The 12,121-nt window shown below is 48.8% G+C and carries 10 protein-coding genes and 1 other annotated feature; of the genes, 3 read left to right on the forward strand and 7 right to left on the reverse strand.

What is annotated here, in order from left to right:
- Nucleotides 1-261: 261 nt before the first annotated feature.
- The 5 genes from BIT28_RS07710 to rluD form a co-directional block, all read right to left on the reverse strand.
- Nucleotides 262-930, reverse strand: a complete 669-nt coding sequence (locus BIT28_RS07710) for a tellurite resistance TerB family protein (RefSeq protein WP_075763053.1) — start codon at nucleotides 928-930, stop codon at nucleotides 262-264.
- A gap of 212 nt (nucleotides 931-1,142) precedes the next feature.
- Nucleotides 1,143-1,514, reverse strand: a complete 372-nt coding sequence (locus BIT28_RS07715) for a hypothetical protein (protein WP_075763054.1) — start codon at nucleotides 1,512-1,514, stop codon at nucleotides 1,143-1,145.
- A 326-nt stretch (nucleotides 1,515-1,840) separates the two neighbouring features.
- On the reverse strand, nucleotides 1,841-4,414 hold the full coding sequence (gene clpB / locus BIT28_RS07720; protein WP_075763055.1) for an ATP-dependent chaperone ClpB: 2,574 nt from the start codon (nucleotides 4,412-4,414) through the stop codon (nucleotides 1,841-1,843).
- 228 nt (nucleotides 4,415-4,642) lie between these two features.
- Nucleotides 4,643-5,374 carry a peptidoglycan editing factor PgeF gene (gene pgeF, locus BIT28_RS07725; protein WP_075763056.1) on the reverse strand — a complete coding sequence of 244 codons (732 nt, stop codon included), beginning with the start codon at nucleotides 5,372-5,374 and terminating at the stop codon, nucleotides 4,643-4,645.
- Between the two features lies 1 nt (nucleotide 5,375).
- Nucleotides 5,376-6,350 carry a 23S rRNA pseudouridine(1911/1915/1917) synthase RluD gene (gene rluD / locus BIT28_RS07730; RefSeq protein WP_075763057.1) on the reverse strand — a complete coding sequence of 325 codons (975 nt, stop codon included), beginning with the start codon at nucleotides 6,348-6,350 and terminating at the stop codon, nucleotides 5,376-5,378.
- 139 nt (nucleotides 6,351-6,489) lie between these two features.
- On the opposite strand from rluD, the gene bamD reads away from it, so the two are divergent.
- From bamD to pheA, 3 genes are all read left to right on the forward strand, one after another.
- Complete coding sequence (gene bamD / locus BIT28_RS07735; RefSeq protein WP_075763058.1) at nucleotides 6,490-7,215, forward strand: outer membrane protein assembly factor BamD; 726 nt, start codon at nucleotides 6,490-6,492, stop codon at nucleotides 7,213-7,215.
- A 391-nt stretch (nucleotides 7,216-7,606) separates the two neighbouring features.
- Nucleotides 7,607-7,954 (forward strand): ribosome hibernation-promoting factor, HPF/YfiA family, encoded by a 348-nt coding sequence (gene hpf, locus BIT28_RS07740; protein WP_075763059.1) that lies wholly within the window; start codon nucleotides 7,607-7,609, stop codon nucleotides 7,952-7,954.
- 162 nt (nucleotides 7,955-8,116) lie between these two features.
- Nucleotides 8,117-8,238: a sequence feature (Phe leader region), on the forward strand.
- Nucleotides 8,239-8,271: 33 nt separating this feature from the next.
- Nucleotides 8,272-9,447 carry a prephenate dehydratase gene (gene pheA, locus BIT28_RS07745; RefSeq protein WP_075763060.1) on the forward strand — a complete coding sequence of 392 codons (1,176 nt, stop codon included), beginning with the start codon at nucleotides 8,272-8,274 and terminating at the stop codon, nucleotides 9,445-9,447.
- Nucleotides 9,448-9,556: 109 nt separating this feature from the next.
- Here pheA and tyrA read toward each other — a convergent pair whose 3' ends face one another.
- Nucleotides 9,557-10,684 (reverse strand): bifunctional chorismate mutase/prephenate dehydrogenase, encoded by a 1,128-nt coding sequence (gene tyrA / locus BIT28_RS07750; RefSeq protein WP_075763061.1) that lies wholly within the window; start codon nucleotides 10,682-10,684, stop codon nucleotides 9,557-9,559.
- A 151-nt stretch (nucleotides 10,685-10,835) separates the two neighbouring features.
- A complete protein-coding gene (locus BIT28_RS07755; RefSeq protein ID WP_075763062.1) occupies nucleotides 10,836-11,903 on the reverse strand; it encodes a 3-deoxy-7-phosphoheptulonate synthase in 1,068 nt (355 codons plus the stop codon).
- Nucleotides 11,904-12,121 lie beyond the last annotated feature (218 nt).

The following is a 12,121-nucleotide window of genomic DNA, read 5'->3' on the forward strand; positions in this document are numbered from 1 at the left end:
CAGTTTCATTGATATAATCTTTTTTGACTATTCATTTCACGAGTGCCCACACAGATTGCATGGTCAAATTGTTAAAGAACAAATCCGATACGTTGCTGGCTTAAGTCGCCGTGCTCCGTGTCGGTGAGGCGGCATTATAGAGACTTCGATTCCGTTGGCAAGGCTATTTTTAAAATAAATCACTAAAAACAGCCCAAGCGAACAATTTATGACCAATAAGGCCTATTTGGTACAATAAGCCACCAATATTGACGCGGTGATTTATAAGTTAGCCTGCTCTTGTATACGTAGAGCCAGCTCTTGCGGCAGAGAAAGCGCACTCGCCAACTGATCTAGATATGCCTTCTCTAAAAAATGATCGACATCGATTGCCAGTAGTGAGACCAAGTACACTTCCGATGCCTGATCGAGGCTAGATACCTCAGAAGCAATCACTTGTGGGTCAAGTGGTTCATTTATCCAACGGTTTATCAGCCCTTCCACATCTTGAGCGATATTCTGCTGTTGCAACCATTGCGAAATGGCTTCCTTTTCATTGCTATCAATATGCCCATCAGCTTTCGCCGCAAAAACCATGGCTTTAATCAGTATTAGTGGATCAACTATCGACGTATGGTTATAGGACAGCGACTCATATGGTTGGCCTTCCTCGTTGTTTGAGGCCGGCTTCCATTCAACGTTCTCTCCCTGCTGCCATTTTTTATACGCCTGATAAGCCAGCGTACCAACGACAGCTGTCCCTCCGAGAATGGCGGCTTTCTTTCCATATTTAGTCGCCAGTTTGCGGCTTTTTTTATTACCTAATACCGCCCCCATTAGCCCACCAGCAGCAGCCCCTTTTAGCAAATCAGTTTTACCGGATGACGACTTGGAAGAACTATCGACATATTTACTGGCCTGGTTCAACAGTTGATCCATAAGGCTTTTCATAGACTCTCCTTACTATTCGCAGACTCCACAATGCTCTCAACCCGCTGAGCGATAATGACAACATTGTGGCAAAAGAAACCTCCCCAGAAATCAAAAGCAGACTAACGCAATCAAAATGAATCGAATATGAATCTTAAGTAAAGCTAGGTAAAGGAGCATAAACGCTACCGCACCAAGCCCCATTTAACTTTCTTCTCATTCAACATGCAGAATTACGGTTGGCACTGTGAAATATCTATAGAAACATGCCCTTTACTGTTCATCAATTCGGTCATGGCGTCATAAGAACCTAAGTACTCACTACTCAGAGTGATCACTAACTGTTCCTCACTATCAGAATCAGCATAATAAGAAAGGCTGACATTGACTGCCGATCTTTCTTCAAAGGCACCACTGGCCATTATCCCCTTCAGGTAATCGACTTTTTGTTTAACTATTTGTCCAGCACTCGACCCTTTTGCATAGTCCTCCAAATAAATTAACGTGACATGCGCTCCCGAGGCTAAATCACATTTAGCAGTCCAGCCTGTTACTGGCAGCATCCCTATAACAACGGTAAAGCAACATAACCACTTACTAACCATACTAATGGCTCTCCCTTCGGAACTTTTAACTTTGTTTACGACAATAAGAGTGAGCAAAGTTTCTACGGGTTTAGTGCTTTACAAAAGAACGGCCAGTTATTGTTGCGAGATGATTCCCTTCGCCTTGAAGATTTATATAAGAAATTTCATGAAAACTGCATAGCACATACAAGATCGCCAAAGAATGAATAAACCATACGGTACAGCTATATTCTTCAAGTAAATTGAGTGTATATACCCAAGCTAGCAATAAAAAGCCCTCGCTTTAACTTAAAGCGAGGGCTTTAGATCTCAGTAACGTTCGATATCCATCGAACCATCAGCAGTTATTGCTTGGCTGTGATCCGATCGTTTTCAGCAACCAGATTAATCACTTTCCCCGTTACGAACTTACCCGAGAGGATATCTTGAGCTAACGGGTTCTCGATATAATGTTGGATAGCACGTTTTAGCGGTCTTGCTCCATAGACAGGATCAAAGCCCGCCTTGGTAATCAATTCCAACGCACTCTCTTGCAACGCAAGCTGATAGTCTTTCTCTTCCAGCCGCTTAATCAAACGTGTGACTTGAATATTTGCGATATTCTTGATGTGCTCTTCACCAAGCGGATGGAATACCACCGTTTCATCAACCCGGTTAATGAACTCGGGGCGGAAATGATGGCCGACCACTTCCATTACAGTATTTTTTATCCCCTCATAATCAAGCTCACCAAAGTGCTCCTGAATGCGATCAGAGCCAAGGTTAGAAGTCATGATGATGACGCTATTTCGGAAGTCGACAGTTCGCCCCTGACCATCGGTCAGGCGCCCGTCATCAAGTACCTGCAACAGAATATTGAACACATCCGGATGAGCCTTCTCGACCTCATCAAGCAAAATCACAGAATATGGCCGACGGCGAATAGCTTCTGTCAGATAGCCACCTTCTTCATAGCCAACATACCCAGGAGGAGCACCAACCAGGCGGGCGACGGAATGCTTTTCCATAAATTCGGACATGTCGATCCGCACCATGGAATCTTCACTGTCAAACATAAAGTGAGCCAAGGATTTACAGAGCTCTGTTTTACCAACCCCGGTCGGGCCAAGGAATAAGAAAGACCCGATTGGCCGATTTGGATCAGACAGCCCGGCACGGCTACGACGGATCGCATTGGCAACCGCTTCAACCGCCTCATCCTGACCAATCACGCGTTTATGTAGCGCCTGCTCCATTCGCAGTAGTTTGTCTCGTTCGCCTTCCAGCATCTTGGCCACAGGAATCCCTGTTTGACGCGATAACACTTCGGCAATTTCCGCATCAGTAACCTTGTTTTTCAACAAGCTCATCTCTTGCATCTCTGCCTGAGCTGCCAGATCCAACTGTTTCTCCAGTTCAGGGATTTTGCCGTACTGGAGTTCTGACATCCGGTTGAGATCGCCGGCACGACGCGCTATTTCCATATCGGTACGCGCTTGCTCCAACTCTGTCTTGATATACTGGGTACCTGAAAGAGCGGCCTTCTCGGCATTCCACACCTCTTCCAGTTCAGCATATTCTCGCTCTTTGGTATCTAGCTCTTCGGACAAATCCTTTAATCGTTTCTGGCTTGCCTCATCACTTTCTTTTTCCAGCGCCTGCTGCTCGATCTTAAGCTGGATAATCCGACGATCAAGTCGATCCAATGACTCTGGCTTGGAATCAATCTGCATACGGATACTGGAGGCGGCCTCATCGATCAGGTCGATTGCCTTATCCGGTAATTGCCTGTCTGAGATATAGCGGTGTGACAGACCGGCCGCAGCGACAATAGCAGGGTCAGTGATTTCAACATGGTGGTGAAGCTCATAACGTTCTTTCAGACCACGTAAAATCGCAACGGTATCTTCGACTGTCGGTTCATCCACCAGCACCTTCTGGAATCGTCGTTCCAATGCTGCATCTTTTTCGATGTACTGACGATACTCATCCAGCGTCGTGGCGCCCACACAGTGCAGCTCGCCTCGCGCCAGAGCCGGCTTGAGCATATTACCGGCATCCATCGAGCCTTCGCCTTTTCCGGCACCGACCATGGTGTGCAGTTCATCGATAAATAATATGATGTTGCCTTCTTCCTGAGAAAGCTCGTTGAGGACCGATTTTAGTCGCTCTTCGAATTCACCGCGGTATTTTGCCCCGGCAATTAACGCTCCCATATCCAAAGACAAAACACGTTTATGGCGAAGTCCTTCCGGTACCTCCCCATTAATAATTCGCTGCGCAAGCCCTTCAACAATCGCGGTTTTACCGACACCTGGCTCACCTATAATCACCGGGTTATTTTTGGTACGACGCTGAAGCACCTGGATTGTACGCCGGATTTCATCATCACGACCAATCACAGGATCGAGTTTGCCCTGCTCAGCCCGTTCAGTCAGATCGATGGTGAACTTTTCCAATGCCTGACGGTTTTCTTCGGCATTGGGATCATCGACCTTCTGACCACCACGAACTTGCTCGATGGCCTTTTCGACCTTCTCGGCTGTCAGCCCTTTTTGTTTCAGCAACTGCCCCAACGGACCTTTGTCGTCAACGGCAGCCAAAATGAATAGTTCAGAAGAAATGTATTTGTCTTTACGCTTTTGGGCCAGCTTGTCGCACATGTTCAGGAGCATACCCATCCCATGAGACAACTGCACATCACCACCGATACCACTGACTTTAGGCAAGTGATCCAGTAGCTCGGACAAACCAGAGCGTAATTGGGAAATATCGACATTCAGCATTGTCAGCAACGGGCGAATCGTACTGCCATCCTGATTTAGTAACGCCACCATCAGGTGGGTCGGTTCGATATACTGATGGTCTCGCCCTAAAGCCAGCGACTGTGCATCAGATATCGCCATTTGAAACTTGCTGGTAAATCGGTCAAGACGCATAAGTCCTCCATATATCATCCTTTCTCTCGATAGATATGGTGGTACACAAAACACTTTTCAACCAATGAATCATTTCATTCTTTCAATGTTACGCAGAAATTCACGAACCTAATTCTTTACTGATATCAGTGTGTGGGCCAGCTCTCCCACAGAAACAAAAAGCCCCCGTATCACTACGAGGGCTTCATTATCTTGCCAAAACTCAGGGCATTACAATTCAAAATCAGGCTATTGGCTTTCAATCCAAATCAGCGAGGCCTGCCTGCCAGTCACTCCGTCTCGCCGGTAGGAGTAAAAACGCTCCGGCTCATTGAATGTGCAGAAATCACCGCCATAGATCTTGCTAACCCCGGCTCGTTGCAACCGTTGGCGGGCCAGCAGATTAAGATCAGCCAGCCACTTGTCACCGTAAGGTTTAAAGGCCTGCTCAGCCTGAGGCAACTCAGCCATAAACTGCTCACGCACCTCGTTCCCCACTTCAAAGGCATCCGGACCAATTGCCGGCCCGAGCCAGGCTAGGATCTGATCAGCCGGTGCATGGAAGGTATCCAGAGCAGCCTCGATGATCCCATCTGCTGCACCACGCCAGCCGGCATGTACTGCAGCAACCTGAGTACCTGCACTATCACACAGTAAAATAGGCAAACAGTCGGCCGTCATCACTGCACAAACTATATCTGCAACACGGGTATAACTTCCGTCGGCATCCGGTGTTGCCGCCAATGGCGCATTCACCCCGATAACCGTCGTGCTATGAGTTTGGTTTAGCCAAGCCGGCGATTCTGCCAGCCCGAGTTCTTGCTGTAATTGCGTGCGATTACACTGAACGTGTTCAATGCTGTCCCCGACATGCGAGCCTAAGTTCAGCCCCTGGTAAGGCTGTTGACTTACCCCTCCCTCACGAGTGGTCGAAACGGCTTTAATATTGGCCGGCACCGGCCAGTCAGGAACAATAAACACCTTAGTAGTCGTCCTCGTGATGCTCTTCTTTGTCTTTGCGCAGAATATTGATCATTGCAACCATATCGATAGGAAGCGGCGCATGCCATTCCATCAATTCACCCGTGATTGGGTGATCAAGACGCAACATACGCGCATGCAGAGCCTGACGATCAAACGCACGCAGAGCCTGGATCAGCTCGTCAGATGCATGACGAGGCGGACGCGGACGACCACCGTAAGTTGCATCACCCACCAGCGGATGCGTCAGGTAAGACATATGAACACGGATCTGGTGAGTTCGCCCCGTTTCAAGACGAAGAACAATACGCGTATGCTCACGGAAGTGTTCAGCAACCCGATAATGCGTAATCGCCGGCTTGCCCAGTTCATGGACAGCCATGCAGGTACGCTTGGTCGAATGACGGCCAATCGGCTTTTCTACTGTACCGCCTCCGGTCATTTTACCCATCGCAATCGCTTCATATTCACGGGTAATTTTACGCTTCTGTAACGCGCGAACCAGACGGGTCTGAGCTTGAATGGTTTTAGCGACAACCATCAGGCCTGTCGTATCTTTATCCAGGCGGTGAACAATCCCCGCACGAGGTACTTCAGCCAGCTCAGGGCAATGATGCAGCAAGGCATTCAATACCGTACCATCTGGTGTACCAGCACCCGGGTGGACAACAAAATCACGCGGCTTGTTGATCACCAGGATATGTTCATCTTCATAAACAATATCAAGCGGAATGTCCTGGGCTTCCCAGCGCACTTCGTCCTCGACTTCTGCCTGAACGAAAAGTGCTTCACCGCCCATCATTTTTGTACGTGGTTTATTAACGACTTTGCCGTCAACGGAAACCATGTCATTCAAAATCCATTCTTTGATCCGCGAACGCGAATAATCCGGATATAATTCAGCGAGAACCTGATCAAGTCGAAGACCTAGCTGGCTCTCATTTACTGTATTTGTTAACTCAATTTGCTGTGCCATAGCGAACTTTTTCAAAAAGCGTGGGACTAAACGTCAAACGCTGCGTAAAATAACCTAATAGTGTCATTGTATCTGTTAACGGCTCCGTCCGTAATGGATCCACAGAAATAAAATTTTTATCAAGGAAACAGACACCGCAATGAAACGCCTGACAATTACGACTTTTCTTGCCGTTGCCATTCTTTCAGGCTGTTCAAGCACTGAAGAAGTAGTGCCAGATGTACCGCCATCAGAGCTGTATGCAACTGCTCAGCAGGCACTACAAAGTGGAAGCTGGATAACTGCAATCGAACAACTGGAAGCATTAGATTCTCGCTATCCGTTTGGCGCCTACTCAGAACAAGTGCAGCTTGATCTGATTTATGCCTACTACAAGAACGATGATTTAGCGCTTGGTGAAGCTACGATTGACCGCTTTAACCGTCTGAACCCTGCCCATGAAAAAGCAGATTGGGTTCTGTATATGCGTGGCCTGACCAATATGGCACAGGACCGCAGCTTTATGCACGACCTGTTTAGTATCGATCGTCATGACCGGGATCCCGAGCCGTCACGCAAGGCTTTCCGTGACTTCAAGCGCCTGCTCGAGCGCTATCCAAATAGCCACTATGCCGCTGATGCCAAAGCACGAATGACCTACCTGAAGAATCGACTGGCCGATTATGAGCTGGCAACTGCCGACTTCTATATTCGCCGCGAAGCCTGGGTCGCCGCAATCAATCGTGCCCAGCTTATCCAGCGCCAGTACCCGGACACCCGAGCAGCCCGCCAGTCTCTGGAGCTAATGGTTGTTGCCTATGAACAGCTCGGCCTGCAAGAACCGCTTGAGCACACCAAGCAACTTATTGCCCTCAACCCGCAATAAGCAAATACCATCACCGAAATGAAAAACAGCAGCCTAATGGCTGCTGTTTTTTTATCAATATTTTTGCGTGATGTTGGGCTCAAGCCATGAAGAGGCATTTATTAACACTATAAAAAAGCGGACAATTTTCACCCAAGCTATTGTTATAGTTCGAATTTAATCCCTAGTTAGCACCAGCCACCAGCGTTCCTAATACCTTCATACTGCCTTAATTAATTCATCCTCGACAAGCACTTTCGTCAAACTTTTTTGCAACAAGCAAAGCCGGATCACAGAATTTTTCTAGACATTATCGCAAGCACCCAAGTGTGACTACCGTCACATTATTAAGCCGGAATTTTAGTAATCTGAAGTTAACCCAACGAAGGGTAGCAAAAGAGGAAAGATAATTATGACAGTAAACATCACCGGCAAAAACCTTGATATCACCCCTGCTATCCGCGAACGTATTGAGTTTAAATTCAAGAAGTTAGAAAAGTACCAAGTTCCACTAATCAGTAAAAATGCAGCCATCAGTACAGAACCTGGCAAACAATTCAAAATTGAAGCATCTGCTGCCATTCCAGGAGGTCAACTAGTCGCCTCAGCAGAGCATGACGATATGTACGGTGCCATTACTGAGGTTTACCAAAAACTGGAACGCCAGCTGAAGAAACAAGCTCATAAGCCAACAGCACGTCGCGCCAGCCATAGCAGCAAGCCCGGGGTTGAAGAAACAGAAGAAGAAGCTGAAGCATAATTATTTAAGAGGATTACAGCGTTGTTTACCTTCTAGTATGAAAGGGTAAACAATCCCAAGCAGCCCTGCCCATGCAGGGCTGTTTACTTTCTGCTTGACAAGGCCTTACCGGCTGAATAATGTTGAGTCATATTCATCACAAAATACACCGTTATTACCAATGCGATTACTTAACCTGTTTTTCTTTAGCTTCTTTTTTATGTCACCTTAACGGGGGCTATTCGTTACGCGAGAAATAAGCTAAAGACGAACAGACAGCCTCCTTCCCGGGAGGCTTTTTTGTATCGGTTGCAGTTGCAGACAGACAGGGACTAACAATGACAGAGCAACAGTATTCACTGGACGACATCAGAAAAAATGTCAGCCGTATAGACAATGAAATTATCAAGCTACTGGCCGAGCGCCGCCAGCTAAGCCTGGAAGTCGCGAAAAGCAAAATTGAGACAGCCAAGCCTGTTCGCGATCAAACCCGGGAACAAGAACTCTTGCTAAGGCTGATTGAAACGGGCAAACGCGAACAGCTCGATGCCCAGTATGTTACCCAAATCTTCCATGCGATTATTGAAGATTCCGTCTTGTTCCAGCAGGCCTACCTGCAAAAACTCACCAACCCGGACAGCTTGCAGCCCGTCGCCCGAGTCTCGTTTCTCGGTGCCAAAGGCTCCTATTCAAACCTTGCCAGCCGCAACTACTTCAGCAAAAAGCAAACCAAGCTGGTCGAAATCAGCTGCTCGACGTTTCGGGATGTCCTGAGCGTGGTTGAAACCGGCAATGCCGATTACGGTGTCCTGCCAATTGAAAACACCAGCTCAGGCTCGATCAACGAAGTCTACGATCTGCTGCAGCACACCAGCCTGTCGATTGTCGGCGAGATCACCCAGCCGATTGAACACTGCTTGCTGACTGCGGTAGATACCAGCCTCGATAATATCGACACCCTGTACTCGCACCCACAGCCACACCAGCAATGCAGCGAATACTTGCACTCGATGGGAAATATTACCCAGGAGTACTGCTCCAGTACCGCCGAGGCGATGAAAATGGTTGCCGAACTGAAGCAGCCTAATGTAGCAGCTATCGGCAATGCCTCCAGCGGTGAGCTTTACGGCCTGACGCCGCTCAAGACCAATATTGCCAACCAGCAGGAAAACTTCACCCGCTTTATCGTCGTTGCCCGCAAGCCAGTGGAAGTGACATCGCTGATCCCGGCCAAGACCACGCTCATTATGTCGACGGCCCAGAAGGCCGGCTCACTGGTGGAATGCCTGCTTGTTCTGCGTAACCTCAACATCAATATGACCAAGCTGGAGTCCCGTCCGGTGATCGGTAACCCTTGGGAAGAGATGTTCTATGTTGATGTCGAGGTAAACCTGAAATCGGACGTGATGCAGGAAGCCCTCGAAGAACTCACCCGGCTAACCCGCTTTATCAAGGTGCTTGGATGTTACCCGAGTGAGAATGTTAACCCGACAGAAGTCGAGATAAACGAGTAACGCCCCTGAGGCTATCTAGTTGCTGTCATGCAAAAAGCCCACGATCGTGGGCTTTTTTCGTTCAAGTGCTCGGGCTTCTGAGCTTGGACTTCAGCCCCCGGCACATGTGTTATTTTCTATGCGTTGAATCGTTCGCCTGTCTAAGCAATCCCTGGCTCTCGATTAAAAAATGCTGTGCATAGTCTCCAAACCAATGTTCAACCTGGCCAAATGCCTGCTTGAAGGTTTGCTTATCCTGGCTATCGAGCATTTCTATCGCTTCGCCGAAGCGCTGATGGAAGCGCTTGATCATCGCCAGATTCTGCGGTGAGGACATAATAATATCGGCATACAACTGGGCATCCTGGGCAAACAGGCGCCCGACCATCGCCAGTTCCAGACGGTAAATCGGCGAGCTCAGTGACAGTAGTTGCTCCAGCTTCGGATCCTCTTCGGCCAGGTGCAGGCCGTAGACAAAGGACGTAAAGTGGCGCAATGCCTGAATGAGCGTCATTCCCTGATCGTGCTCAATCGCACTGATCCGGTTCAGGCTGGCTCCCCAGATCTGCAACTGCTCCAACAGCCACTGGTAACTCTCGGGGTTGCGACCGTCACAGTAGGCAATCACCTGTTTGGCCAGGCTGGCAATGTCAGGCCCAAACATCGGGTGCAGGCCAACAACCGGGCCATTGTGGACTTCCAGCATCGCCTGAAGCGGACCGCTTTTAACCGACGTCAGGTCAGCCAGAATACAGTCCTCCGGCAGGTTTCCTAACTTGGCGATCACCGCTTCGGTGAGGTTAATCGGCACCGACACGACCACCATACCGGCATCAGCCAGCAGCTCATCGGCCCGATCCCAATCCTGGCTGCCCAGTTTACGAACTTCATAGCCCGACAATTCAAACAGTCGGCAAAACAGGCCGCCCAGCTGGCCATAGCCGCCGACAACCACTACCGGACGTAAGTCCGGCTTCAGGCACTTAAAGCCAGAATCATTTTCACTGGCATAAGACTCTCGCATGGTACGGCGTAAAATATCTTCAATAAGATCAGGTGGGACCCCTTTGTTTTCCGCCTCCTGACGGCGTGAAGCCAGCATGGCTGCTTCACGATCCGGCGCATAGATCGGCAGGCCATGCTGACTTTTGACATGACCCACTTCCTCGACCAATGCCAGACGGCGGGCAAGCAGCTCGACCATCTGCTGATCAACATCATCGATTTGATCTCGTAATTTACTTAGTTCGGCAACCATGATTTTGCGATCCGTATTAATTCTGTATTTGTTCCGCCACAGCTCCCCAGCAACTATCCAGAGACAAGTAACCGGTACAGAACTGACTGTACCGGTTAATCTGCCTAAATTACTGGTTGAGCACTCCCTCAAACAACTCCGTCGTTACCGGTTAGTTTCGCTCGGCCAAAAACGGCTCCAACTCTTGATGAGTATGGCGAAGCAATGTTTCCGTTGTCTCCCAGCTGATACAGGCATCGGTAATAGAAATGCCATAGGCCATCTCATCACGCGACAAGTCTGCACTCTGGCTGCCCTCGTTCAGATGGCTTTCCAACATAAGACCGATGATTGACTGGTTGCCTTCGCGGATCTGGTGGATCACATCTTCGGCCACCAGCGGCTGGCGACGGTAGTCCTTTCTGGAGTTAGCGTGGCTACAGTCTATCATCAAGGACGGAGAAAGGCCTGATGCTGCCATCTCGTTTTCACATTCCGTCACTGAAACAGAATCATAGTTAGTCTGCTTGCCACCACGTAGGATCACATGCCCATCCGGGTTGCCCTGAGTATTAAGCAAGGCCACCTGTCCCTCGCGGTTAATCCCCATAAAACGGTGACCCGAAGCAGCAGCCTGCATGGCATTGATTGCCGTTCCCAGGCTGCCGTCAGTACCGTTTTTAAACCCAACCGGCATCGACAGACCACTGGCCATCTCGCGGTGAGTTTGTGACTCGGTGGTACGGGCACCAATCGCCGCCCAGCTGAACAAATCTCCCAGGTACTGAGGGCTGATAGGATCCAAGGCCTCGGTAGCCAGCGGGATCCCCATCTCCACCAGGTCGATCAGCAGCTGACGGGCAATATGCAGGCCTTCCTCGACTTCAAACGAGCCGTCAAGGTGCGGGTCATTGATCAACCCCTTCCAGCCAACGGTAGTACGTGGTTTTTCAAAATACACCCTCATCACAATATACAGCTGATCACTCAGCTCGTCTGACAGCTGCTTAAGCTTTACAGCATAACTTTTTGCCGCTTCGATATCGTGAATCGAGCACGGTCCGCACACTACCAGCAGACGGTGGTCACGCTTGTGGATAATATCGGCAATTGTCTGACGGGACTGACGCACGAAATCCAGCCCTGCATCACTGACAGACAGTTTGCTGCGCAGCTCTTTCGGCGTGATCAGGACAGATTCATCTTGAATATGGACATTATTCAGCTGGTCTTTTTGCATATTGGCTTCCCTGTAATTTTAAAATATTCAAATTATTCTGATGAGGTTAAAACAGGATTGCCCTGCTACATGGCGTCACAATAGCAAGGGATTTCGCCCCTTGGCAACACCGTGTAAAGAAAAAACACCACTCGTAAAGAAAAATTTACAGTTAAGTGTTTTTGGCCATTGGCATCAAACCCAGTTACCATAATTGCAATGCCCACTCGCACTCCCTA

This window comes from Photobacterium proteolyticum (genome assembly GCF_001939735.1).
Classification (GTDB): Bacteria; Pseudomonadota; Gammaproteobacteria; order Enterobacterales; family Vibrionaceae; genus Photobacterium; species Photobacterium proteolyticum.